Raw genomic sequence first — 23,681 nt, forward strand, 5'->3', positions numbered from 1 at the left:
TCACCGTGGTTTCACGGCAGCCGGCCCGGTTTCAGTGGCCGGTTTCAGCGGGCGGCATCCAGGCGGGCGAGGACGTCGTCCAGGTCCTCGCCCACCACCAGCGACTCCGCGGGGGAGCCGTGCAGGAAGCCCGCCGCGGCGATGCGCTCCATCATCTCCACGAGCGGGTCCCAGAAGCCGTTGACGTTGAGCAGGCCGACCGGCTTCCCGTGCAGCGAGAGGGTCTGCCAGGTCCAGACCTCGAAGAGCTCCTCGAGGGTGCCGATCCCGCCGGGGAGCGCGAGGAAGGCGTCGGCGCGCTCGGCCATGAGCGCCTTGCGCTCGTGCATGGTGTCGACCACGACCGTCTGCATCCCCGGCGCGCCTTCGACGCGACCCCACTCGCGTTCGACCATGAACCGTGGGATCACGCCGAAGACCCTGCCGTTGCCGTCGATCGCGCCCTGGGAGATCTGGCCCATCAGGCCCCCGCCGCCCGCTCCGTAGACCAGCTCGATCTCGCGCTCGGCGAGACCCTTGCCGACCTCGTAGGCCTTCTCCATGAGCGCCGGGTCGTTGCCGTCGCGGGAGCCGAGAAAGACCGCCAGGTGCTTGATCATGGGCGTGAGGTTAGTCGTCGTCGGTGATCGCCTGGTTCGTCAACGCGCGGAAGCGCTCGTAGACGTCCTTGTCGCCAGTGACCTCGATGCCCTCGTCGTCGCGCCGGCGCCAGAGCCAGGCGTCCAGGTCGGCCGCGGCGCCCTCGATGACCACGTCGGGCTCGGTGCCGCCGGGGATGGCGTCCGGGGAGACGACGCTGAGGTCGGGCTCGTCCTCCAGGCTGTCGCCGTTGGGGCGGGTGCCGGAGACGAGGCCCAGCTCGACCCAGGTCTGGGTGTCGGTGTCGACCGCGTCGACGCGTACGTACTGGCCGCCGCCGGCGAACCTTGCCCAGTCGGGCTTGCCGCCGTAGAAGACGTCGAGGATCTCGTCGATCCCGTCGGCGGCCAGGGCCGGGTCGAGCGGCGTCACGGCGCCGGCGGTGAGCTCGGCGTCGAGGCGGTGGATGAGGATCTCGTGGGCCTGCCTGCGGTAGGTGAAGGCGGCGGTCTGGTCCGGCGACCAGGACCAGGTGGGCTCCTCGGGCCCGGTCTGCTCCAGGGTCTTGATGAACCTGGCGTTGAGGTCGTCGAAGTGGGCGAGCAGGTCCTGGTAGGTCGCGTCCGCCGGACGCTCCGGCTCGGAGTAGGTCTCGCTGGTGGGCTCGGCCGGGCGAGTCTCCAAGACGTACGTCCAGAAGTGCTGGACCTCGGCGGCGACGTGCCACAGCAGGTCGGCGGCGGTCCAGTCCGGTGCGGTCGGCACCGGGGTGGTGGGGTCCGTGTCTGCGAGTACGGCACGGAAGCGCGCCGACTCCGACCGGATGTGGTCGAGGTAGGCGGTGGGGGTGAGGCGGGTTGTCATGGAGCGAACACTAAGGGCCTGCGTCTCAATCTCCGAACGGGTTTTGCGACATACATGCAGCCTGACGTATGTTCATGCACATGACGAAGAAGCGCGTCGCCGTCGCCGGTGCCAGTGGATATGCCGGAGGTGAGCTGCTCAGGCTGCTGCTGGCCCACCCCGAGGTGGAGATCGGCGCCCTGACCGCCGCCTCCAGCGCGGGCAAGACCCTGGGGAGCCTCCAGCCCCACCTGATCCCGCTCGCCGACCGAGTCCTGGAGCCCACCACCGCCGAGACCCTGGCCGGTCACGACGTCGTCTTCCTGGCGCTGCCGCACGGCGAGTCCGGCCCGATCGCGGCCGGCCTTCCCGATGACGTGGTCGTGATCGACTGCGGCGCCGACTACCGGCTCGCCGACGCCGAGACGTGGACGAAGTTCTACGGCACCGACCACGCCGGCACCTGGCCCTACGGGCTCCCTGAGCTCCCCGGACAGCGGGCAGCGCTCGCCTCGGCCAGCCGGGTCGCGGTGCCGGGCTGCTTCCCGACCGTCTCCACCCTGGCCCTCGCCCCCGCGATCGAGGCCGGCATCGTCGAGCCCGAGGTCGTCGTGGTCGCCGCCACCGGCGCCAGCGGCGCGGGGAAGTCGTCCAAGCCGCACCTGATCGGTGCCGAGGTCATGGGCAACGTCAGCGCCTACGGCGTCGGCGGCGTCCACCGGCACACCCCCGAGATCGTCCAGAACCTCTCCGGACTCATCGACGGCGAGGTGTCGGTCTCCTTCACCCCGGTGCTGGTGCCGACGCCGCGCGGCATCCTGGCGACCTGCTCCGCGAAGCTCAACGAGGGCGTGACGGCGGCCGATGCGCGTGCGGTCTTCGAGAAGGCGTACGCGGACGAGCCCTTCGTCCACCTGCTGCCCGAGGGCCAGTGGCCTCAGACCCAGGCCGTGCTCGGCTCCAACGCGGTCGTCCTCCAGGTGACCGTCGACGAGGCCGCCGGGAGGCTGGTCGTGGTCGGTGCCGAGGACAACCTCGCCAAGGGCACCGCCGGGGGCGCGATCCAGTGCATGAACCTCGCGCTCGGGCTCGACGAGACCATGGGCCTGACCACGGTGGGAGTGGCCCCGTGATCGATCTCGAGACCGTTGCCCACGAGCCGGGTCGGCCCGACCCCGCCAAGGCCCGCACGCTGGCCGGCGCCCTGCCGTGGCTGAAGGAGTATCACGGCAAGATCGTCGTGGTGAAGTACGGCGGCAACGCCATGACCGACGACAAGCTCAAGCGTGCCTTCGCCGAGGACATCGCCTTCATGCGGTTCGCCGGCTTCAAGCCGGTCGTCGTGCACGGCGGCGGCCCCCAGATCTCGAGCATGCTCGACCGGCTCGGCATCGAGTCGGAGTTCCGCGGCGGGCTGCGGGTGACCACCCCCGAGGCCATGGACGTGGTCCGGATGGTCCTGGTCGGCCAGGTGCAGCGCGAGCTCGTCGGGCTGATCAACGAGCACGGTCCGCTGGCCGTCGGGCTCTCCGGCGAGGACGCCGGACTCTTCACCGCCGAGCCGGCCAGCACCATCATCGACGGTGAGGAGATCGACCTCGGCCAGGTCGGCGAGGTCGTCGACGTACGTCCCGAATCGGTCCTCGACATCATCGAGGCCGGCCGGATCCCGGTCGTCTCCAGCGTCGCGCCCGACGTCGACGGCGCCGTCTACAACGTCAACGCCGACCGCGCGGCCTCGGCCCTGGCGGTCGCGCTCGAGGCCGAGAAGCTGCTGGTGCTGACCGACGTCGAGGGTCTCTACCTCGACTGGCCCGACCCCGAGGAGGTCATCGGGGAGATCAGTCCCGAGGCGCTGGAGGGCATCCTGCCCGAGCTGGCCAGCGGGATGATCCCGAAGATGAGCGCCTGCCTGGAGGCGGTCAAGGGCGGCGTCAAGCGTGCCACGGTCGTCGACGGCCGCGCCGAGCACGCCGTACTGCTGGAGCTGTTCACCGCCGAGGGGGTCGGCACCCAGGTGCTCCCCGGCGTCACCACCAAGACCCGCAAGGCAAGGGAGCTCGACAAATGACGACTTACTCTGAGCGCTACGCCGGCGCGCTGATGAACACCTTCGGCGCTCCCAAGCTGGTCCTCACCCGAGGCGAGGGCGCCCACGTGTGGGACGAGGACGGCAAGGAGTACGTCGACCTGCTGGCCGGCATCGCGGTCAACGCGCTCGGACACGCCCACCCGGCGCTGGTCTCCGCGGTGACCTCCCAGATGGAGTCCCTCGGCCACGTCTCCAACTTCTTCACCTCCCACCCCCAGGTCGAGCTGGCCGAGGCGCTGCTCGCCCGGGTCCCCGGCGGCGAGACCGGCCGGGTCTTCTTCACCAACTCCGGAACCGAGGCCAACGAGGCCGGCTTCAAGCTGACCCGGCGCACCGGGCGGACGCACATCGTAGCTGCTCAGGGCGCCTTCCACGGCCGCTCGATGGGCGCCCTGGCGCTCACCGCCAAGGAGGCCTACCGGAAGCCGTTCGAACCGCTGCCGGGCGAGGTCACCTTCGTCCCCTACGGCGACGCTTCCGCGCTGGCAGCGGCCGTGACCGACGAGACCGCGGCGATCATCCTGGAGCCGATCCAGGGCGAGGCCGGCGTCATCGTGCCGCCCGCCGACTATCTCGCGGCTGCGCGGGCCGTGGCCGACGAGCACGGCGCGCTGCTCTGGCTCGACGAGGTGCAGTCCGGCCTGGGCCGCACCGGCCGCTGGCTCGCCCACGAGACCTCCGGGGTCACCGCCGACATCGTCACCCTCGCCAAGGGGCTCGGTGGCGGCTTCCCGATCGGCGCCTGCATCGGTCTGGGCCGGGCCGCGACGCTCTTCGAGCCCGGCAACCACGGCACCACCTTCGGTGGCAACCCGGTCGCCTGCGCCGCAGGTCTCGCGGTGATCAACACCATCGAGGCCGACGGGCTCCTCGAGCACGTCACCGTGCTCGGCCAGAAGCTGCGCGACGGCCTCGCCGCCGACCCGCGGGTCGCCAGGGTCGACGGGGAGGGCCTCTTCATCGGAGTGGTCCTCGCCGGTCCCGACTCGGGCGCTGTCGCCGCGGCCGCCCTCGAGGCGGGCTTCATCCTCAACAACGCGACGCCCGAGCGGATCCGGATCGTGCCGCCGCTCGTGCTCACCGAGGACGACGCCGAGAGCCTCCTGGCCGCCTGGCCGTCCATCCTCGACGCGGCCCAGGAAGCGGGGGCGAGATGACCAGACACTTCCTCCGCGACGACGACCTCACCCCGGCCGAGCAGGCCGAGGTGCTGGCGCTCGCGGCAGCGATGAAGCAGGATCCCTACGCCGCCAAGCCGCTCGCCGGCCCGGTGACCGTGGCCACGATCTACGACAAGCCGACGCTGCGCACCCAGGCGTCGTTCTCCTCCGGGATCGCCGAGCTCGGTGGCCACTCGATGCTCGTCGACGGCCGCCTGGCCGGGATCGGCGAGCGGGAGTCCGTCGCCGACGTCGCCCGGGTCCTCGGCCGGCAGGCGGGCGAGATCGTGTGGCGTACGTTCGCACAGACCGACCTCGAGCAGATGGCCGCCCACTCCGGGGTCCCGGTCGTCAACGCGCTCACCGACGAGTTCCACCCCTGCCAGCTGCTCGCCGACCTGCAAACGCTGCGGGAGCACAAGGGATCGCTCACCGGCCTGACCGCGGCCTTCCTCGGCGACGCGGCCTGCAACATGGGCAACTCCTGGGCGTTGGCGGGAGCGATCGCCGGGATGCACGTCCGGTTCGGCGCGCCCGAGGGCTACGCACCCGACGCCGAGGTGCTGGTCCGGGCCAAGGAGATCGCCGAGGAGACCGGCGGCTCGGTCACTGTGACCTCGGATCCGGTCGCGGCGGCAGCCGGGGCCGACGTACTGATCACCGACACCTGGGTCTCGATGGGCAAGGAGAGCGAGGCGGCCGCGCGGGTCGCGGTGTTCTCGCCCTACGCGCTCACCACCGACCTGCTCGGCCACGCCGACCCCGAAGCGGTCGTGCTGCACTGCCTGCCCGCCTACCGCGGCAAGGAGATCGAGGCCGAGGTGCTCGACGGACCGCGCAGCCTGGTGTGGGACGAGGCGGAGAACCGGCGCCACGCCCAGAAGGCGATCCTGGCCTTCTTGTGGGAGCGACGATGACCACCAACGAGACGCAGCGGCCCGCGACCAAGGGGGCGCGCCAGTCCCTGATCGTGGACATCATCTGGAGCAAGGAGATCCGGTCCCAGACCGAGCTCTCCGAGGCGCTGTTCGCCCACGGGGTCAACGTCACCCAGGCGACGCTCTCGCGTGATCTGGACGAGCTCGACGCGGTGAAGGTGCGGGCGCCTTCGGGTGCGCTGGTCTACGCGGTTCCCGGTGAGGGTGGTGACCGCACGGCGGTCGCCCCGGGGGAGTCGGCCAGCGGACGCAGCAAGCTCGGCCGACTCGCCCGAGAGCTCTTGGTGAGCGCCGACGGCAGCGGCAACCTCGTGGTGCTGCGTACTCCTGCAGGGGGTGCCCAGTACTTCGCCTCCGCGATCGACCGGGCCGAATATCCCGACATCCTCGGCACCATCGCCGGCGACGACACCGTGCTCGTCATCGGCCGCGAGCCCAAGGGCGGCGCTGCGCTCGTCAACCGCTTTCTCAGTCTCGCCGGCAAGACCACAGACATTCCGTAAGTTTCAGAGCAAGGAGCAACATCTCGTGAGCAAGGTCCTGACCTCCCTTCCCAAGGGCGAGCGCGTCGGCATCGCCTTCTCCGGAGGTCTCGACACCTCCGTGGCGGTCGCCTGGATGCGCGACAAGGGCGCGGTTCCGTGCACCTACACCGCCGACATCGGGCAGTACGACGAGCCCGACATCTCCGGTGTCCCGGACCGTGCGATGGCCTACGGCGCCGAGATCGCCCGCGCCATCGACATCAAGCCGCAGCTCGTCGAGGAGGGCCTGGCCGCGCTCGCCTGCGGTGCCTTCCACATCCGCTCCGGTGGCCGTGCCTACTTCAACACCACGCCTCTGGGGCGTGCGGTGACCGGCACCATGCTGGTGCGGGCCATGCAGGCCGACAACGTCAACATCTGGGGCGACGGGTCGACCTTCAAGGGCAACGACATCGAGCGGTTCTACCGCTACGGCCTGATGGCCAACCCCGAGCTGCGCATCTACAAGCCGTGGCTCGACGCCGACTTCGTCCACGAGCTCGGTGGGCGCCACGAGATGTCGGAGTGGCTGGTCGCGCACAACCTGCCCTACCGCGACTCCACCGAGAAGGCGTACTCCACCGACGCCAACATCTGGGGCGCCACCCACGAGGCCAAGACCCTGGAGCACCTCGACGTGTCGCTGGAGACGGTCGAGCCGATCATGGGCGTGAAGTTCTGGGACCCGTCGGTCTCCATCGAGACCGAGGATGTCTCGGTGACCTTCGTCGAGGGCCGCCCGGTGGCGATCAACGGCACGTCCTACTCCGACCCCGTCGCGCTGGTCTACGAGGCCAACGCGATCGGCGGTCGGCACGGCCTGGGCATGTCGGACCAGATCGAGAACCGGATCATCGAGGCCAAGTCCCGCGGCATCTACGAGGCGCCGGGCATGGCGCTGCTGTGGGCGGCCTACGAGCGTCTGCTCAACGCGGTGCACAACGAGGACACCATGTCCAACTACTACAACGAGGGCCGCAAGCTCGGCCGGCTGCTCTACGAGGGCCGCTGGCTCGACCCGCAGGCGCTGATGCTGCGCGAGTCGATCCAGCGCTGGATCGCCTCGCTGGTCTCGGGCACGGTCACGCTGCGGCTGCGCCGGGGTGAGGACTACACCGTGTTGAACACCGAGGGTTCCCACTTCTCCTACCACCCCGAGAAGCTCTCCATGGAGCGCGTCGAGAACGCCGCCTTCGGCCCCGTCGACCGCATCGGCCAGCTCACCATGCGCAACCTCGACATCGCCGACTCCCGCTCCAAGCTGGAGATCTACGCCGGACACCCCCTCGACCAGGGCACCGTCCTCGTCGAGAACGGCACCCTCTTCGGCGAGCTGCCCGCCGGCGGCTTCGACCGCATCGCGGCGACCAACGGCAAGCCCATCGCCGTGCTGCCGGTCGAGGAGCAGGTCCTGGACGAGAGCGTCCTGGACGAGGCCGCGCTGGAGGCGGGCAACGACTGATGGTGCGTGTGCACCGCGAGTCCGCGCGGGTTCTCCCGGTCAGTGCCGACGGTGAGGTGCTCCTCCTGCAGGACACCGACCCGGGGAACCCGTCGCGGGGCGCCTACTGGACCAGCATCGGGGGCGCCATCGACCCCGGCGAGGACGCGGTAGGCGCTGCCGCGCGGGAGCTGTGGGAGGAGGCCGGCATCCGGGTCCAGCCCGAGGCACTCGTCGGCCCAGTCCAGATCCACGCCGACGAGTACAGCTGGAACGGCGTCGACTACAGCGGCCACAACGCCTACTTCGCCCTCGTGCTCGACCGTCAGGTCGAGGTCAGCTTCGCCAACCTGGAGCCGATCGAGGTCGGGTCGGTCGTCCAGGCCGGCTGGTGGACACCGGACAAGCTTCGCGCCGAGGGCACCGCGACCCCGGGCGCACTTCCTGACATCATGGAGATCGCTATCAAAGCCGTACGAGGAGAGTCGTGACCACGCCTGCCAACACCACCAACGAGGGCAAGCTCTGGGGCGGCCGGTTCGCCGGTGGTCCTTCGCCGGAGCTCGAGGCGCTCTCGCGCTCGACGCAGTTCGACTGGCGGCTGGCGCTCTACGACATCGCCGGTTCGCATGCCCACGCCAAGGCGCTGGGGGCGGCCGGGCTGCTCACCGGTGACGAGGAGAACGAGATCCACCGGGGTCTGGACGTCCTCGCCGACCGGTTCACCGCCGGACGGCTGCTTCCGGCTGCCTCGGACGAGGACGTACACGGTGCGCTGGAGCGGCTGCTCATCGAGGAGATCGGTCCCGACGTCGGGGGCAAGCTGCGGGCCGGGCGCTCGCGCAACGACCAGATTGCCACCCTCTTCCGGAGCTATCTGCTCGACCACGAGCGGGTGCTGCGTGGGCTCGTCCTCGATCTCATCGAGGCGCTCGCCGCGCAGGCCGACGAGAACCTGGGCGCGATCATGCCCGGGCGTACGCACCTCCAGCACGCCCAGCCTGTGCTGCTCTCCCACCACCTGATGGCCCACGCCTGGTCGCTGCTGCGCGACGTCGACCGGCTCAACGACTGGCAGAGCCGGGTCGTGTGCGACTCGCCGTACGGGTCCGGGGCGCTCGCGGGGCAGTCGCTCGGCCTCGACCCCGAGCTGGTCGCCTCCGAGCTCGGCTTCACCGGCTCGAGCGCCAACTCGATCGACGGGACGGCTTCGCGTGACTTCGTGGCCGAGTTCGCCTACGTGTGCGCCCAGATCGGGGTCGACGTCAGTCGGATCGCCGAGGAGATCATCCTGTGGGCGACCAAGGAGTTCGACTTCGTCACGCTGCACGACTCCTGGTCGACGGGGTCGAGCATCATGCCGCAGAAGAAGAACCCCGACATCTCCGAGCTCGCCCGCGGCAAGGCCGGACGCCTGGTCGGCAACCTGACCGGGCTGCTGACGACGCTGAAGGCGCTGCCGCTGGCGTACAACCGCGACCTGCAGGAGGACAAGGAGCCGGTCTTCGATTCCCTGGACACCCTCGAGGTGCTGCTCCCGGCCTTCACCGGCCAGGTCGCCACGCTGGTCTACAACACCGACCGGATGGCCGAGCTCGCCCCTCAGGGCTTCTCGCTGGCCACCGACATCGCCGAGTGGCTGGTGCGGCAGGGCACCCCGTTCCGGATCGCGCACGAGCTCGCCGGCGCCTGCGTCCAGGCGGCGGAGAAGCGCGGCGTGGAGCTGGACGCGCTCACCGACGAGGAGTTCGCCACGATCTCGCCGGCGCTGACCCCGGACGTACGCCTGGTGCTGACCATCGAGGGATCGGTCGCATCCCGCGACGGCCGTGGTGGCACTGCTCCCGACCGGGTCGCCGAGCAGCTCGCCGAGCTCCGGGCCAAGGCAGCCGGGTTCCGTACGTCGTAGTGCTCGCGAGCCTGTTGAACCAGCGCCCCGAGGTGGCCGCTCCGCGGCTCCTCGGGGCGACGCTGTCCTTCGACGGCGTGAAGGTGCGACTCACCGAGGTCGAGGCGTACGCGGCCGACGATCCCGGCTCGCACGCCTTCCGGGGCGAGACGAACCGCAACCGGGTGATGTTCGGGCCGCCCGGGCGGCTTTACGTTTACTTTACGTACGGAATGCATTATTGCTCGAACCTCGTATGCCACCCTCCGGGTGAGCCCGGCGCGATCCTGCTGCGTGCCGGCGAGATCATCGAGGGGATCGAGATCGCCCGGGAACGACGTGGCGCGGTACGCGACGTCGATCTCGCCCGGGGACCCGCGCGACTCTGTTCAGCGCTCGGGATCGACCTGACGATGGACGGGACCACCGACTTCGAGCTTGACCTTGCGCCGGCCGACACGTGGGCGGGGATCGAGGTCGCGGCCGGGCCGCGCGTCGGGCTGCGGCTCGCGCCGGACCGTCCCTGGCGGTTCTGGGTCGCAGGGGACCCGACGGTTTCGCCCTACCGGCCGGCGAAAGCCCTCCGATAGCTGGCCGGACGGGCCGATGACCGTCCACAGGCCCAGTTCGGACCGCGGTTCTCCACAGGCCGCATCGGCCCGGCCGGAACTGTCGGTGACCCTGATCAGGATGGTGGTCGGAGGTGATCGAGATGACGGTCGCAAGGGTAGAGAAGGAGCCATCACCGGACGATGGCGAGCGGATGGGGCCGGCCGGCGGGCTGGCGACGGTCAACGAGGTGCGGTTGATCGGCAGGCTGTCGCTGGCCGCGGAGGAGAAGGAGCTGCCGAGCGGAGATCAGCTGACCGCGTTCCGGGTGGTCGTCAACAGGCCGCGCGACAAACGCCGGGGGAGCCGGGTGCAGATCGACGCGCTCGAGTGTCACACCTGGGTCGCCAGGGTCCGGCGAGCGGCGATGACCTGGCAGGTCGGAGACGTCATCGAGGTCAACGGCTCCCTGCGTCGCCGGTTCTTCAAGACCGGCGGCCGATTGCAGTCGATGACCGAGGTGGAGGTGTCGTCGGCCAGACGGGTGAGCCGCGCAGCCGCCGCGGCCAGGCAGGCGAGCTAGTGGCGCGACTTCTCCAGCCGTGCCGAGTCCAGGAGGCGGATGAGCACGCCGGGGTGCGGCTTGGGCTGGAAGGAGGTCGCCTTCTCCGGGAGCAGCTGCCCGATCGATGCGGAGGAGAGGATGGTGTCGAAGGTCGGTGCCGCCAGCAGCACGGCGACGTCGCGACCCGGGCGGGCCCGCTTCAGAGCGGCGTCGACCTGGTGGGCGTGCAGCACCCGCGACGGCTGCCGGCGCAGCTCCGGGAGGACGCGGTCGTGCAGATAGCCGACATCACCGGTGATCGGGGTGTTGGCGGCGTCCACGTCGAGGGTGGCCCAGCCCCGGCCGTCGCTGAGCACGATGACACCAGGTCCGAGCCGGCCCAGGGCGGCGTCGCGGCTGCCGGCGGTCCACTCGGCGCCGACGGCCTCGGCCGCGGCCCGTAGGTCGCGCAGGTTCACCCCGGCCAACACGCGATGGATCGCGCCGAGCTGCAACGGCGTGTCGTCCTGGTCGATCAGCATCGCCAGGCCGAAGTCGGTCGCGGCGCCGTCGCCAGGCTCGGCGAGCCCCTGGAGCTCGGCGTACGCCGCGTAGCGGTGGTGTCCGTCGGCGATCAGTGCCTGCTGGCTCGCCCATGCCTTGCGCAGCTGCCCGATCAGCGCCTCGTCGGTGATCGCCCAGACACGATGGTGCTGCCCGCCGTGGTCGTCATACTGCTCCTCCGGCGTGCCGCTCTGCACCCGGTCGAGGAGCGCCGCGATGCCGTCGGGCGCGTGGTAGGTGAGCAGGATCGGCGCCGGATGCACCCGCATCTGCCGCATCCGGGAGGCGAGCTGCTCGGCCTGGGCGGTGCGTACGCCCTCGTGGGGTATCACCGCGGCGTCAGCGGGGTCGTCGGTGCGGTGCGAGACGTCGAGGATCCCGACGACGCCGCGCACGGTGATCCCGGCGGCGGTGTACTCGTGGAGGTAGAGCGCGAGGTCCTGGTGCTGGCGCAGATCGCCGCGCGCCAGCCACGAGCTGATCCGGGAGGCGACCCCTCGATAGGGCCGGGAGTAGAGCCGTGCGGAGGTCGGGTCCCCGATCCGTGAAGGGGCCAGCGAGAGCGCTCGAAACGGCTCCAGGCGCAGCGGACGCCCGAGGTACGGCGCCCTGACCACACCCGTATCGTCCATCCGCACATCGTAGGGTCACACTGGTGCCATTCGCCGAACCCCCGACTCAGAGAAGGAACTTCGTGTGCTGACCGGCCATCAGTTGAAGGGCTCAGCCCAGCCGCTCGCCGCCGCCCATGACGTGGCGATGCTCGACCTCGACGGCGTGGTCTACATCGGGGGCACAGCGGTCCGGCGCGCCCCCGAGTCGCTCGCCGCGGCGCGGGAGGCCGGGCTCAGGCTGGCGTTCATCACCAACAACGCCGCCCGGCCTCCGGCCAAGGTCGCCGAGAACATCCGCAACCTGGGCATCGAGGCGACCGCCGAGGACGTGGTCACCTCCGCCCAGGCCGCTGCGCGTGTCCTGGCCGAGCGGCTCGCCCCGGGGGCGAAGGTCGTCAACCTGGGCGCCGCGGGCCTGCGCGAGCCGCTCGAGGCCGCCGGCCTGGTGCCGGTGGCCGTCGACGAGGACGCCGAGGCGATCGTCACCGGCTACAACCCCGAGCTGCTGTGGAAGGACATCCTCCGCGCGGCCGTGCGGATCAAGGACGGGCTCTTCTGGGTCGCCAGCAACACCGACATGACCTTCCCGGCGGCCTACGGGATCGCGCCGGGCCACGGCGTGCTGGTCGACACGCTGCGCCGATTCTCGGGCGTCGAGCCGGTCGTGGCGGGCAAGCCGTCGCGACCCCTGCTGGAGGAGACCATCCGGCGCACCGAGGCCGATCACCCGCTGATGGTCGGCGACCGGCTCGACACCGACATCGAGGGCGGTCGCAACGCCGGCATCGATACGCTGCTGGTGCTCACCGGCGTCACCGGGCTCGAGGACCTCGTCGCGGCCGAGCCGCAGCGACGGCCCTCCTACATCTCGGCCGACCTGGGCGGGCTGCTGGAGACCCACGCGGCGCCGGAGATCGATGGCACGATCGCGCGGCTCGGCGGCTGGACGGCAGAGGTACGCGACGGAGAGCTGCAGGTCACCGGCGAAGGGAGCCCCGACGACTGGTGGCGGGTGGCCGCGGCCGGTGCCTGGGCACACCTGGACGCCACCGGATCGGTGGCCACGATCGGTGCACAGGCCGTGCCGCCTGGCCCGGATGCCGACGGCGGGACGGTAGTCTCAGCCCCATGAGCGAGCAGCATTTCGACGAGACCCCGGCTGAGGCCTCGGCCGGGCTGGGTGGCGCGGGCACGGCGCCGCACACCGGTGTCGCCCGCGTCGACGCGGTGCTCGAGACGCTCGACCGGCTCGATGAGCTGCCGTTGGCCGAGCACGTCGGCGTCTTCGAGGCCGCTCATACCGAGCTGCGTCGCGCCCTGGACCCCGACACCGGGGCCCACGACGCGATGGCCCGGATCGCCGCGGCCTCCGGCGATTCCCAGCCGACCGACCAGCACTGAGAGGCGAGCGCATGCCTCCTCGCCGCCTGCGTCTCGACGCCGAGCTGGTTCGACGCAAGCTGGCCCGATCTCGCGAGCACGCCAGCGAGCTGATCGCCGCCGGGCGGGTCACGGTCTCGGGCAACCGAGCCACCAAGCCGGCCACAGGCGTCACCACCGACGTCGCGATCGTGGTCACCGAAGACCCCGACCGTCCCGACTTCGTCTCCCGCGGCGGGCACAAGCTGGCCGGAGCACTCGCGGCGTTCGAACCGCTCGGGCTCTCGGTCAAGGGCCGCCGCTGTCTCGACGCCGGCGCGTCGACCGGAGGGTTCACCGACGTACTCCTGCGCAACGAGGCCCGGCAGGTCGTCGCCGTCGACGTCGGCTACGGCCAGCTCGCCTGGCGGCTGCAGCAGGACGAGCGGGTCGTCGTCCACGACCGCACCAACATCCGCGACCTCTCCCTCGACGTGGTCGGCGAACCCGTCGACGTCGTCGTCGGCGATCTCTCGTTCATCTCCCTCGAGCTCGTCCTGGACGCGCTGATCCGGGTGACCAGCCCCGACGGCGACCTGGCGCTGATGGTCAAGCCCCAGTTCGAGGTCGGCAAGGACCGGGTCGGCAAGGGTGGCGTGGTCCGCGACCCCGTCCTGCGGGCCGAGGCCGTCAACGCCGTCGCCGCGGCCGCCGCGAGACGCGGCTGGGGCGCACGCGCGGTCACCACCAGCCCGCTCCCGGGTCCCTCGGGCAACGTCGAGTTCTTCCTGTGGCTACGCCGTGGGGAGGCCACCGTCACCGAGGCGGAGATCGAGGAGGCCGTGCGCGAGCAGCGCGGCCTGGAGAGCCCTGCCACCGGAGATGTGTCGGTGCCGTCTGAGAAGGTTGATCCGTGACCGAAGCCGACGCCCCTGGCGTGGACCCAGCTCCCGTGGACGCAGCCGAGGTTCGGCGCGTCCTCATGCTCATCCACACCGGGCGGGAGGAGGCCCGCGAGGTCGGTCTCGCCTGTGCCAAGTCGCTCGCGGTCCACGGCATCGTGGTCCGCGTGCTGGCCAGCGAGGCGGCCGACCTGGGCATCGACCCGGCGGCGTACGAACCGAAGCTCGAGCTCGCCACCGACGAGGACGACGCGAGTCGCGACTGCGAGCTGGCGCTGGTCATCGGTGGCGACGGCACCATCCTGCGTGCGGCCGAGATCGTCCAGCCCCACCGCACCCCGGTCCTCGGGGTCAACCTCGGCCATGTCGGGTTCCTGGCCGAGGCGGAGTACGACGACGTCGAGTCGACGATCGAGGCGATCGTTCAGCGTCGCTACACCTCCGAGGACCGCCTCGCGCTCGAGGTCAGCGTCTTCGAGGACGGTCAGAAGGTCTTCCGTACGTTCGCGGTCAACGAGGCCAGCGTCGAGAAGGCCGCGCGCGAGCGGATGCTCGAGGTCGTCGTCGAGATCGACGGCCGGCCGCTGTCGAGGTGGGGCTGCGACGGCGTCGTCTGCGCGACCCCGACCGGCTCGACGGCCTACAACTTCTCCGCCGGCGGCCCGGTCGTGTGGCCGGGCGTCGAGGCGCTGCTGCTGACCCCGATCAGCGCACACGCGCTCTTCGCACGGGCCATGGTGGTCGCGCCGACCTCGGTGCTGGCCGTCGAGGTCATCTCACGGGCCGACGGCGCCGGCGTGCTCTGGTGCGACGGCCGGCGTTCCTACGACCTGGGCCCGGGTGCCCGGATCGAGGTCACCCGGGGGGTGGAGCCTGTCAGACTCGTTCGCCTGCACCAGGCCCCGTTCACGGATCGTCTGGTGCGGAAGTTCGGACTGTCTGTGGAGGGATGGCGAGGCGCCGCGGAACGGCGTCCGTTCAGGATGAACGGAGGCGAGAATGCTTGAGGAGATCAGGATCTCCGGACTCGGGATCATCGAGTCCTCGACCCTGGAGCTCGGACCAGGGCTGACCGTGGTGACCGGTGAGACCGGCGCGGGCAAGACCATGATCGTGACCGCGCTCGGGTTGCTGCTCGGCGGCCGCGGCGACGCCGGCTCGGTCCGCAAGGGCAAGAAGGCGGCCCGCGTCGAGGGCGTCATCGATGCCCGGTCGCTGCCCGGCGTCGTCGAGGCGACCGAGGAGGCCGGGGGAGAGGTCGAGGAGGGCCGCGTCCTAGTGGCCCGCACCGTCGCGGCCGAAGGCCGAGCGAGGGCGTACGTCGGGGGAGCGACCGTCCCGGTGGCGACCCTCGGCTCGGTGACCTCACCGCTGGTCGCGGTCCACGGCCAGTCCGACCAGCACCGGCTGCTGCAGCCACGCGCGCAGCGCGACTCGCTCGACCGCTTCGGCGGTGACGCGGTCGCCAAGCTCATCGCGGCCTACAGCGAGATCCACGCCGAGCTCCGAGCCGTCGAGCAAGAGCTCGACGAGGTCACCACCCACGCCCGCGAGCGGGCCCAGGAGGCCGACCTGCTCCGCTTCGGCCTCGGCGAGGTCGAGGAGGTCTCACCGGAGTCCGGCGAAGATGTCACCCTCGCTCAGGAGGAGGAGAAGCTCGGCTACGCCGACACGCTGCGCACCGCCGCAGAGCAGGCCCGCGAGGCGCTCTCCTCGGAGGTCGACGCCCCCGACGCGCTGGGCGCCATCTCCGCCGCGCGCCAGGCTCTCGACGGCGTCCGCGATCACGACCCCGACGCCGCCTCCCTGGCCGACCGTCTCGCGGAGGTCTCCTACCTGCTCTCCGACCTGGCCGCCGACGTCGCCTCCTACGCGACCGCGATCGAGACCGATCCGGCGCGGCTCTCCGTGGTCTCCGAGCGCCGCGCGGCACTGACCGCGCTGACGCGGAAGTACGGCGAGACCATCGACGAGGTGCTCGCCTGGGCCGAGACCGGCGCCAAGCGACTGCTCGAGCTCGACTCCGACGACGACCGGATCGAGGAGCTCCGCGGGGAGCGCACCCGGCTGCGTGCCGCCCTCGCAGACGCCGGCCTGGCGCTGTCGGCAGCCCGCACCGAGGCGGCCGGCGCTCTGGCCGAGGCAGTCAGCGACGAGCTCACCGGACTGGCGATGCCGCACGCGCGACTGGTGGTCGACGTACGCCAGAAGGAGACGGACGCGCCCGCATCCGAGGACGAGCCGCACGCACCGCTACTGGTTGGATCGGGGCAGGTCGGCTCGGGCAAGGACCGCCGCTGGCTGCGCTACGGCTCCAACGGCCTCGACGAGGTCGAGCTGCTGCTGGCCGCCAACACCGGCTCGGAGCCCCGCCCGCTCCACAAGGGCGCCTCCGGCGGTGAGCTCTCCCGGGTGATGCTGGCGATCGAGGTCGTCCTGGCGGCCACCAGCCCGGTCCCGACCTTCGTCTTCGACGAGGTCGACGCCGGCGTCGGCGGCACCGCCGCGGTCGAGATCGGGCGTCGTCTGGCCCACCTCGCCCGCACCGCCCAGGTCCTGGTCGTCACCCACCTGCCCCAGGTCGCCGCCTTCGCCGACCACCACGTCGCCGTCGAGAAGACCAGCGACGGTGTGGTCACCAGCTCCGGCCTCACCGTCCTCGACGACGAGTCCCGCGAACGCGAGCTCTCCCGCATGCTGGCGGGGCTGACGGCCTCCGACACCGCCATCGCGCACGCCCGCGAGCTCCTCGAGGTGGCCCGCGCGGCGAAGGTCTGATCCCGCCGAAACCTCAGTTCTGGCGACCGAGTCGGTCGTTGTGGCGAACGACACATGCCACAACGACCGACTCGGCCGTCAAACGTACGCATTCGGCCGCCACAACGACCGACTCGCCGGAACGGAGATCCGGGGACGCGCACAGGCGACGGGGGAGGATTGGCGGGACATGAGACTGCCTACTCGCCAGATTCCCTCCGTACTCCCAGGCATCCGCGGCACGCTCCGCGCGGGGCGGCCGACCAGGGCGCTGATCCCGCGGCTCAAAGAGGGCGACATCGCGGTGATCGACCATGTCGACCTGGACCGGAGCACCGCGCTGGCGATCGCGGCCAAGGGCGTCATCGCCGTGGTCAACGCCCAGCCGATGGTCTCGGGCCGCTACCCCAACCGGGGCCCGCAGACGCTGGCCGACGCCGGGATCGAGCTGATCGACAAGATCGGCGAGGCGGGGATCGAGAAGCTGGTCGACGGGCGGAAGGCCCGGATCCTCGACGGCGAGATCTTCGACGGCGAGCAGCTGCTGACCTCGGGCCGTGCGCTCGACCAGGAGGCCCTCGACAAGGACCTCGAGGACGCCAAACGGGGCCTGAGCTCCCACCTGGACCTCTTCACCCACAACAGCAGCGAGCTGCTCAAGCGTGAGGAGGAGGTGCTGCTGCACGGCAACGGCGTACCTCCTCTCGACACGCCGCTGGCCGGCCGTCCCGTCGTGGTGGTCGCCGACCATCCCGACCTGGACCGGCTCCTCGGCGACCTCGCCGGGTTCCTGCGCGAGCAGCGCCCGGCCATCATCGCGGTGGGTGCTGCGACGAAGAGGCTGACCAAGAAGCAGCTACGCCACGCCGTGGTCGTCCTGGGCCCCGACACCGACAGCTACCCCGAGCCGAAGGTGCTCACCAGCGCCGCCGAGGTCGTCCTCGCGCCCGGCGCCTCCGCGAGCGAGAACGCCACCGAGCTCCTGGACCGGATCGGCGTGCAGCCGAAACGGTTCGAGTCCGCCCTCGCCCCCGAGGACGCCGCCCTCCTGGTCGCCTACGCCCAGCACCCCTCGCTGGTGGTCGGGGCGGGGCTGAGTACCACGCTGACCGACTTCCTCGAGGACCAGCGCCCGGGCCTGGCCGGCACCTACCTGACCCGGCTCGCGCTCGGCCCGACGCTGATCGACGCCTCCGCGGTCCCGGCGGTACGCCGCAAGGAGCCCCGCAGCCGTCGCCTCGTCCTACCGCTTCTGGCTGCGGTGACGGCGCTGGCGATCGGCGTACCGGCCGGCGTCTGGGCCGCCGACCACGACCTCACCGCGATCGGCACGGGGATCGTGAACAGAGCCGACGACGGAGCCGCGGCGAGCCCCGCCTCCGGCGAGAGCGAGACGAAGAGCGCGAAGGAGCCGCAGCAGAGCGCCGAGGCCCAGTTCGTCGCCGAGGCCGGCGACGCGCTCCTGCCCGGCAGGCTCACCGGCCAGAAGGTCGCGGTCGTCACCCTCCCCGGCGCCGACCAGAAGACGGTCGCCGCGCTCACCGGCAACATCGAGGCGGCCGGCGGCGAGACGACGGGAGTGCTCGACGTACGGCCGAATCTGCTGGACCCCGACCGCAAGCAGTACGTCGACAGCCTGGCCACCCAGCTGGTCAAGCAGCTGGGCCGCGGCGACGCCGGACAGGCGACCTATCAGCGGATGGGCCAGGTGATCGGGGAGACCTACGCCGGCACGAAGCCGCCCGCAGCGTTCGACCAGCCCGCCAAGACCGCCGCTGTGGCGTTGCTCACCGGCGACCTGGTCAAGGCCCAGGGACGACCGACCGGACCGGCCGGTCTCGTCCTGGTCGTCCTCGGTGAGGACAGCGAGGACACGACCGCGGTCGAGGGCCTGGTCGAGGGCCTCGGTGCGACCACGAAAGGGCTGGTCGTGACGGCACCGACGGGCTCCGAGGACCTCGAGACGCTCCGCGCCAACGGCTGGCCGGGCTGGTTCGCGTCGGTCGACGGCATCGAGACGACCACCGGTCAGGTCGCCGCTCCGCTCGCGCTGTCTCGACAGCGGAGTCAACAAGGTGGCGATTTCGGTGCGTCAGGTTTCGGCGGCCTGCTGAAGCGTTGATAGGATTGAGGCCCATGAAGTCGGCGAGCTTGACCAAGCACATTTTTGTCACCGGGGGCGTCGCCTCCTCATTGGGAAAGGGCCTGACGGCATCGTCCCTCGGCCGTCTTCTCCGTTCGCGTGGCCTGAGCGTGACCATGCAGAAGCTGGACCCGTACCTCAACGTGGACCCCGGCACCATGAACCCGTTCCAGCACGGTGAGGTCTTCGTGACCAACGACGGCGCCGAGACGGATCTCGACATCGGCCACTACGAGCGGTTCCTCGACACCGACCTGGTCGGCCACGCCAACGTGACCACCGGGCAGGTCTACTCCAACGTGATCGCCAAGGAGCGCCGCGGCGACTACCTCGGCGAGACCGTCCAGGTGATCCCGCACATCACCGACGAGATCTCCGAGCGGGTTCTGGCCATGCACGGCCCCGAGATCGACGTGGTGATCACCGAGATCGGCGGCACGGTCGGCGACATCGAGTCGCTGCCATTCCTCGAGGCAGCCCGCCAGGTGCGCCAGCGCCTCGGCCGCGACAACGTCTTCTTCGTGCACGTCTCCCTGGTGCCCTACATCGGCCCGTCCAAGGAGCTCAAGACGAAGCCGACCCAGCACTCGGTGATGGCGCTGCGCCAGATCGGCATCCAGCCCGACGCCATCGTCTGCCGCGCCGACCGCGAGCTGCCCGAGGGCATCAAGCGCAAGATCGCGCTCATGTGCGACGTCGACGAGGACGCCGTGGTGACCGCCGCCGACGCCCCGAGCATCTACGACATCCCGAAGGTGCTCCACCGCGAGGGCCTGGACGCCTATGTCGTACGCAAGCTCGACCTGCCCTTCCGCGACGTCGACTGGGCGCTGTGGGAGGACCTGCTCCGCCGGGTGCACCACCCGAAGGAAGAGCTGACCATCGGCCTGGTCGGCAAGTACATCGACCTGCCCGACGCCTACCTGAGCGTCGGCGAGGCGCTCCGCGCCGGCGGTTTCGCCAACGAGGCCAAGGTCAACATCCGCTGGATCCCCTCCGACGAGTGCGAGACCCCTGAGGGCGCCGCCAAGAACCTCCACGACGTCGACGCGGTCTGCGTCCCCGGCGGCTTTGGCATCCGCGGCCTGGAGGGCAAGCTCGGCGCGCTGACCTACACCCGCACGCACCAGATCCCCACGCTCGGCCTGTGCCTCGGCCTGCAATGCATGGTCATCGAGTACGCCCGCAACGTGCTCGGCCTGGAGAAGGCCGACTCCACCGAGTTCGACGCCGAGACCCCCGAGCCCGTCATCGCGACGATGGAGGAGCAGAAGGCGTACGTCGAGGGCGCGGGCGACCTCGGTGGCACCATGCGCCTGGGGCTCTACCCGGCCGAGCTCAAGAAGGGCTCCATCGCGGCCGAGGTCTACGGCGAGACCTCCATCGAGGAGCGTCACCGTCACCGCTACGAGGTGAACAACGCCTACCGCGACCAGCTGGAGGACGCCGGCCTGGTCTTCTCCGGCCTCTCGCCCGACAACCAGCTCGTCGAGTTCGTCGAGCTGCCCCGTGACGTACACCCCTATTACGTCTCCACCCAGGCCCACCCCGAGCTCCGCTCGCGGCCGACCCGCCCGCACCCGCTCTTCGCCGGGCTGGTGAAGGCGGCCCTCGACCGGCAGAAGGAGCAGCGGTTCCCGATCGACGAGACCAACCTGCGCCGCGAGGTCAGCGAGGTCGAGCTGCCGGAGACGGCCGACGCCTGATCAGTAGCTGACAGAGCCCCTGGGGCCGGCATGTGCCGGGCCCAGGGGCTCTGCGTCTGTGTGTCAGCGACGTACCTCGCCGGACGGCTTCACCTCGCCGCGCCACGCACCGGTCTCGGTGCCGCGGTTCTCGATGAAGTCCTTGAACCGCTCGAGGTCGCCCTTGGCCCGCATGTCGACGATCTTGAGCAGGTCACCGGTCTTCTCGACCGCGCCCTCGGGCTCGTACTCCAGGTGAAGCGTCACCTGGGTCGACTTCGCCATCGCGTCCGGGGTGAACGAGACGGTGCCCTTGTTCGTGGCGCCCTCGACGGCACGCCAGGTGATGCGCTCATCGGGAACCTGGTCGACGATCTCGGCGTCCCACTCGCGGGTCACGCCACCGATCTCGGCCTTCCAGTGCAGATGCTTGTCGTCGAGCTGGCGGACCGACTCGACGCCCTCCATGAACTGGGGGAACGACTCGAACTGGGTCCACTGGTCGTACGCGGTGCTGACCGGGACGGCGACCTGGACGCTCTTCTCGATGGTGCTCATGTCGTGTCTCCTCTCGATTGCGTACGACACGAGAGGTACCCGGCGTCCTCGCGGGCCATACGTTCTGGCGGCCCGGATTCTGCCGCGGTCACAGCGCGCGAGCCGCGACCTGCCGCGAGTGCACGTCGGCCATGCGGATCACCGTCTGCCGGACGAACGGAACCAGCGCGTCGCCCTCGCAGGCGGCGCGCGCGGCCGCGGCGACGTCCTCACCGGCCTGGACCGGGTAGAAGCGGAGCTGGAGCCCGTAGGCGAGCAGTCCGCCACCCCTGATGTCGGCGACGGCATCCAGATAGCGCTGCGCGTACGGTGCCAGGATCTCCTCCTGGCCGGGGCGCCAGAACGCCGAGCTCAGGGCGTACCCACCGTCGGTGCGCGGCAGCCGGCGCTCGATCATGCTCACCTGCCAGGCCTCCTCCTTGGCCTCCGCGAGCGGCTGAGCCGTGCGTACGCCGAGGGCACTGACCCACGATTCGGGATCCGGGTCGCGCGCCTCCAGGTCTGCGACGGCCTCGGCGTCGTAGTCGCCCGTCTCGGCGCGCCGGCCGAGCAGCCGCCAGGCCACCTGTACGTCCTCGGCGGCCCCGCGCTCGGCCAGCGCGAGCTGCTCGGGCGTGGAGGCGTGCGAGGCGAGAACGCGCAGGGCGGTGTCGCGGTTGGCCGGGTCCTCGGCGAGCACCGCGGCAGCTGCGGCGACCAGCGCGCGCTGCTCGGCGACCCGCTCGGGCGCCGTCCACAGCTCGGCAGCGGTGACGGCCATGCTCAGGAACTCGCCGGTGACCTGCGGGTTGCGCTCGGTCTCGAGGACCGAGAGGACGCGCGAGACGACCTCGGGGCCGGCGATCTCGCCGCGGAACAGGGCGGTCCAGGCGCTGTTGACCGCGACCGCCCGCGCCACCGCGTCGGGCAGCAGGCCGGCGTTCTCGCCGAGCCAGGCTTCGCTGGCCTCGTCCGAACGCACCGCCGCGAAGGTCACGTCGGTCGCGTTGACCAGGTGCGCGGCGGCATCGGGGAGCGTGACCGCGACGGGCTCGCCCGCCACGGTGACCGGAGTGGTGGCGAGCAGGGCGCCGGAGGCGTCGTAGGAGGCGATGTCGAGCCGGTGGGGACGGACGGTTCCGTCGGGGCTGGTGACCGACACCTTGCCGTCGGCGAGGGTGATCACGTCGGTGCCGGCATGGTCGAGCCACGCGGTGGTCCAGGCGGAGAGGTCCTTGCCCGCGGCCGCACCGAAGGCGCCCATCAGGTCGTCGAGGACGGTGTTGCCGAAGGCGTGCTCGGCGAAGTAGGACTGCAGCCCGGCGAGGTAGGCCTCCTCGCCGATGTAGGCGTGCAGCTGCTGCAGCACGGCCTGGCCCTTCATGTAGGTGATCGCGTCGAAGTTGGCCATCGCGACGTCGACGCTGGGCACCACGCCCCGGATCGGGTGGGTGGCGGGCGTCGCGTCGATGTCGTAGCCCGCCTTCTTCTCGGTCAACGCGATCGAGGCCCACACGTCGGCGTGGTCGGGGAGCGCGGCCGAGGCCCACACGGCCGCCCACGAGGCGAAGGCCTCGTTGAGCCACAGGTCGTCCCACCAGCGCATCGTGACCAGGTCGCCGAACCACATGTGCGCCATCTCGTGGAGGACCACATTGGTGCGTTCGGTCCGGTCGGCGTGGGTTGGTGCCGTGCGGAAGAGGAACACGTCGCTGTGGGTGACCGCGCCCCAGTTCTCCATCGCGCCGCCCATGTCGGGCACGAAGATCTGGTCGTAGCGACGCTGCGGGAACGGCATCCCGAACTTGGCGCCGAACCAGGCCAGCCCGTGCTCGGTGACCTGCAGGATCTCCTCCCGGTCCCGCTCGAGCTGGCTGCGCAGCGACTGACGGGCGTAGAGGCCAAGGTCGTAGCCGCCGCGCTCCTCGCGGACCTCGATGAACGGCCCGGCGTTGACCACCACGACGTACGTCGAGAGCGGGGGAGTGTCCTCGAAGACCCAGGTCCGCGCGCCGGCTGCCGCGTCCGAGACGCTCGCGGGCGCGGAGTTGGAGAGCACCGTCCACTGCTCGGGGGCGGTCACGGTGAACCCGTGCACGGCCTTGAGGTCGGGCTGGTCGAAGCATGCCCACAGCCGGCGGGCGTCGTCGGGCTCGAACGAGGTCCACACGTAGACGTTGCCGTCGGATGGGTCCACGGTGCGCAGCACGCCCTCGGAGGAGGCGGTGTCGGACTGGGAGGCGGTCACGACCAGGGTGTTGGTCTCCGCGAGGTCCTCCAGCGGGATCCGGCCGCCGCTGATCGTGGCGAGGTCGAGCTCCGTGCCGTTGAGCGTGGCCGCGCCGACCTCGGCCACGCAGTCGACGAACGTGCTCGAACCCGGGGTGGCGGAGAAGGTGATCGTTGAGACGCTGGAGAGCGTCTCGCCCTCCAGCAGGCCGGTCATGTCGAGCGAGATGTCGTAGCGCTCGACGGTGACCGTGGCGGCCCGCGCGGCCGCCTCCTCCTGGGTGAGTGAGGCAGGGGCGGCGGGGGAGGTGGCAGACATGAGCCGAGGGTAGC

At 70.9% G+C, this 23,681-nt stretch carries 22 protein-coding genes; 17 read left to right on the forward strand and 5 right to left on the reverse strand.

Annotated elements, in window-relative coordinates:
- Positions 1-44: 44 nt before the first annotated feature.
- Positions 45-599: a TIGR00730 family Rossman fold protein gene (locus ACIO3S_RS09990; protein WP_400462458.1), complete on the reverse strand. Its 555-nt coding sequence runs from the start codon at positions 597-599 to the stop codon at positions 45-47.
- Between the two features lie 10 nt (positions 600-609).
- On the reverse strand, positions 610-1,443 hold the full coding sequence (locus tag ACIO3S_RS09995; RefSeq protein WP_400462461.1) for a maleylpyruvate isomerase family mycothiol-dependent enzyme: 834 nt from the start codon (positions 1,441-1,443) through the stop codon (positions 610-612).
- Positions 1,444-1,517: 74 nt separating this feature from the next.
- On the opposite strand from ACIO3S_RS09995, the gene argC reads away from it, so the two are divergent.
- The 10 genes from argC to ACIO3S_RS10045 all read left to right on the forward strand — a co-directional run bounded on the left by argC (position 1,518) and on the right by ACIO3S_RS10045 (position 10,597).
- Positions 1,518-2,555: an N-acetyl-gamma-glutamyl-phosphate reductase gene (gene argC / locus ACIO3S_RS10000; protein ID WP_400462464.1), complete on the forward strand. Its 1,038-nt coding sequence runs from the start codon at positions 1,518-1,520 to the stop codon at positions 2,553-2,555.
- On the forward strand, positions 2,552-3,493 hold the full coding sequence (gene argB, locus ACIO3S_RS10005) for an acetylglutamate kinase (RefSeq protein ID WP_400462467.1): 942 nt from the start codon (positions 2,552-2,554) through the stop codon (positions 3,491-3,493). The genes argC and argB overlap by 4 nt, the downstream gene beginning before the upstream one ends.
- Positions 3,490-4,671, forward strand: coding sequence for an acetylornithine transaminase (locus ACIO3S_RS10010; RefSeq protein WP_400462469.1), 1,182 nt, complete (start codon positions 3,490-3,492; stop codon positions 4,669-4,671). Before argB ends, ACIO3S_RS10010 begins: the two co-directional genes overlap by 4 nt.
- Positions 4,668-5,591 (forward strand): ornithine carbamoyltransferase, encoded by a 924-nt coding sequence (gene argF, locus ACIO3S_RS10015; protein WP_400462473.1) that lies wholly within the window; start codon positions 4,668-4,670, stop codon positions 5,589-5,591. Before ACIO3S_RS10010 ends, argF begins: the two co-directional genes overlap by 4 nt.
- The gene (locus ACIO3S_RS10020) at positions 5,588-6,115 is read left to right on the forward strand and encodes an arginine repressor (RefSeq protein WP_160023788.1); all 528 of its coding nucleotides are present in this window, start codon (positions 5,588-5,590) and stop codon (positions 6,113-6,115) included. Before argF ends, ACIO3S_RS10020 begins: the two co-directional genes overlap by 4 nt.
- Before the next feature lie 25 nt (positions 6,116-6,140).
- A complete protein-coding gene (argG, locus tag ACIO3S_RS10025) occupies positions 6,141-7,598 on the forward strand; it encodes an argininosuccinate synthase (RefSeq protein WP_400462477.1) in 1,458 nt (485 codons plus the stop codon).
- The gene (locus ACIO3S_RS10030; RefSeq protein WP_400462480.1) at positions 7,598-8,068 is read left to right on the forward strand and encodes an NUDIX hydrolase; all 471 of its coding nucleotides are present in this window, start codon (positions 7,598-7,600) and stop codon (positions 8,066-8,068) included. Before argG ends, ACIO3S_RS10030 begins: the two co-directional genes overlap by 1 nt.
- Positions 8,065-9,486: an argininosuccinate lyase gene (gene argH, locus ACIO3S_RS10035; RefSeq protein WP_400462483.1), complete on the forward strand. Its 1,422-nt coding sequence runs from the start codon at positions 8,065-8,067 to the stop codon at positions 9,484-9,486. The genes ACIO3S_RS10030 and argH overlap by 4 nt, the downstream gene beginning before the upstream one ends.
- On the forward strand, positions 9,486-10,055 hold the full coding sequence (locus ACIO3S_RS10040; RefSeq protein ID WP_400462486.1) for a DNA-3-methyladenine glycosylase: 570 nt from the start codon (positions 9,486-9,488) through the stop codon (positions 10,053-10,055). The genes argH and ACIO3S_RS10040 overlap by 1 nt, the downstream gene beginning before the upstream one ends.
- 122 nt (positions 10,056-10,177) lie before the next feature.
- Positions 10,178-10,597 (forward strand): single-stranded DNA-binding protein, encoded by a 420-nt coding sequence (locus ACIO3S_RS10045; protein ID WP_160023780.1) that lies wholly within the window; start codon positions 10,178-10,180, stop codon positions 10,595-10,597.
- Here ACIO3S_RS10045 and ACIO3S_RS10050 read toward each other — a convergent pair.
- A complete protein-coding gene (locus tag ACIO3S_RS10050; RefSeq protein WP_400462490.1) occupies positions 10,594-11,754 on the reverse strand; it encodes a DUF1015 family protein in 1,161 nt (386 codons plus the stop codon). The genes ACIO3S_RS10045 and ACIO3S_RS10050 overlap by 4 nt on opposite strands.
- 64 nt (positions 11,755-11,818) lie before the next feature.
- Here ACIO3S_RS10050 and ACIO3S_RS10055 point away from each other — a divergent pair, with 64 nt between their 5' ends.
- The 7 genes from ACIO3S_RS10055 (at position 11,819) to ACIO3S_RS10085 (ending at position 20,603) form a co-directional block, all read left to right on the forward strand.
- Positions 11,819-12,868: an HAD-IIA family hydrolase gene (locus ACIO3S_RS10055; protein ID WP_400462493.1), complete on the forward strand. Its 1,050-nt coding sequence runs from the start codon at positions 11,819-11,821 to the stop codon at positions 12,866-12,868.
- Positions 12,865-13,137 (forward strand): hypothetical protein, encoded by a 273-nt coding sequence (locus tag ACIO3S_RS10060; RefSeq protein WP_400462496.1) that lies wholly within the window; start codon positions 12,865-12,867, stop codon positions 13,135-13,137. The genes ACIO3S_RS10055 and ACIO3S_RS10060 overlap by 4 nt, the downstream gene beginning before the upstream one ends.
- Before the next feature lie 11 nt (positions 13,138-13,148).
- Complete coding sequence (locus ACIO3S_RS10065; RefSeq protein WP_160023772.1) at positions 13,149-14,012, forward strand: TlyA family RNA methyltransferase; 864 nt, start codon at positions 13,149-13,151, stop codon at positions 14,010-14,012.
- Positions 14,009-15,004, forward strand: a complete 996-nt coding sequence (locus ACIO3S_RS10070) for an NAD kinase (protein ID WP_400462500.1) — start codon at positions 14,009-14,011, stop codon at positions 15,002-15,004. The genes ACIO3S_RS10065 and ACIO3S_RS10070 overlap by 4 nt, the downstream gene beginning before the upstream one ends.
- Entirely contained in the window at positions 14,997-16,775 is a 1,779-nt protein-coding gene (gene recN / locus ACIO3S_RS10075; RefSeq protein WP_400462503.1) for a DNA repair protein RecN, read from the forward strand. Before ACIO3S_RS10070 ends, recN begins: the two co-directional genes overlap by 8 nt.
- Before the next feature lie 169 nt (positions 16,776-16,944).
- Positions 16,945-18,876 carry a putative cytokinetic ring protein SteA gene (gene steA, locus ACIO3S_RS10080; protein WP_400462506.1) on the forward strand — a complete coding sequence of 644 codons (1,932 nt, stop codon included), beginning with the start codon at positions 16,945-16,947 and terminating at the stop codon, positions 18,874-18,876.
- A gap of 14 nt (positions 18,877-18,890) precedes the next feature.
- Positions 18,891-20,603, forward strand: coding sequence for a CTP synthase (locus ACIO3S_RS10085; protein WP_160023764.1), 1,713 nt, complete (start codon positions 18,891-18,893; stop codon positions 20,601-20,603).
- 63 nt (positions 20,604-20,666) lie between these two features.
- On the opposite strand, the gene ACIO3S_RS10090 is transcribed toward ACIO3S_RS10085, so the two are convergent.
- Both ACIO3S_RS10090 and pepN read right to left on the reverse strand, forming a co-directional pair.
- Positions 20,667-21,140 (reverse strand): SRPBCC family protein, encoded by a 474-nt coding sequence (locus tag ACIO3S_RS10090; RefSeq protein ID WP_350713890.1) that lies wholly within the window; start codon positions 21,138-21,140, stop codon positions 20,667-20,669.
- A gap of 88 nt (positions 21,141-21,228) precedes the next feature.
- A complete protein-coding gene (gene pepN, locus ACIO3S_RS10095) occupies positions 21,229-23,667 on the reverse strand; it encodes an aminopeptidase N (protein ID WP_400462510.1) in 2,439 nt (812 codons plus the stop codon).
- Between the last annotated feature and the right edge of the window lie 14 nt (positions 23,668-23,681).

It is taken from the genome of Nocardioides sp. NPDC087217, assembly GCF_044744805.1.
GTDB lineage: Bacteria > Actinomycetota > Actinomycetes > Propionibacteriales > Nocardioidaceae > Nocardioides.

Bases quoted from the DNA above. Each gene is read 5' to 3' on its own strand.
- ACIO3S_RS10085 (WP_160023764.1), top strand. From the start codon at position 18,891: ATGAAGTCGGCGAGCTTGACCAAGCACATTTTTGTCACCGGGGGCGTC.
- ACIO3S_RS10065 (WP_160023772.1), top strand. From the start codon at position 13,149: ATGCCTCCTCGCCGCCTGCGTCTCGACGCCGAGCTGGTTCGACGCAAG.
- ACIO3S_RS09990 (WP_400462458.1), bottom strand. From the start codon at position 599: ATGATCAAGCACCTGGCGGTCTTTCTCGGCTCCCGCGACGGCAACGAC.
- ACIO3S_RS10010 (WP_400462469.1), top strand. From the start codon at position 3,490: ATGACGACTTACTCTGAGCGCTACGCCGGCGCGCTGATGAACACCTTC.
- ACIO3S_RS10090 (WP_350713890.1), bottom strand. From the start codon at position 21,140: ATGAGCACCATCGAGAAGAGCGTCCAGGTCGCCGTCCCGGTCAGCACC.
- ACIO3S_RS10045 (WP_160023780.1), top strand. From the start codon at position 10,178: ATGACGGTCGCAAGGGTAGAGAAGGAGCCATCACCGGACGATGGCGAG.
- ACIO3S_RS10050 (WP_400462490.1), bottom strand. From the start codon at position 11,754: ATGGACGATACGGGTGTGGTCAGGGCGCCGTACCTCGGGCGTCCGCTG.
- ACIO3S_RS10030 (WP_400462480.1), top strand. From the start codon at position 7,598: ATGGTGCGTGTGCACCGCGAGTCCGCGCGGGTTCTCCCGGTCAGTGCC.
- argF (WP_400462473.1), top strand. From the start codon at position 4,668: ATGACCAGACACTTCCTCCGCGACGACGACCTCACCCCGGCCGAGCAG.
- argC (WP_400462464.1), top strand. From the start codon at position 1,518: ATGCACATGACGAAGAAGCGCGTCGCCGTCGCCGGTGCCAGTGGATAT.
- ACIO3S_RS09995 (WP_400462461.1), bottom strand. From the start codon at position 1,443: ATGACAACCCGCCTCACCCCCACCGCCTACCTCGACCACATCCGGTCG.
- ACIO3S_RS10060 (WP_400462496.1), top strand. From the start codon at position 12,865: ATGAGCGAGCAGCATTTCGACGAGACCCCGGCTGAGGCCTCGGCCGGG.
- recN (WP_400462503.1), top strand. From the start codon at position 14,997: ATGCTTGAGGAGATCAGGATCTCCGGACTCGGGATCATCGAGTCCTCG.
- ACIO3S_RS10020 (WP_160023788.1), top strand. From the start codon at position 5,588: ATGACCACCAACGAGACGCAGCGGCCCGCGACCAAGGGGGCGCGCCAG.
- pepN (WP_400462510.1), bottom strand. From the start codon at position 23,667: ATGTCTGCCACCTCCCCCGCCGCCCCTGCCTCACTCACCCAGGAGGAG.
- steA (WP_400462506.1), top strand. From the start codon at position 16,945: ATGAGACTGCCTACTCGCCAGATTCCCTCCGTACTCCCAGGCATCCGC.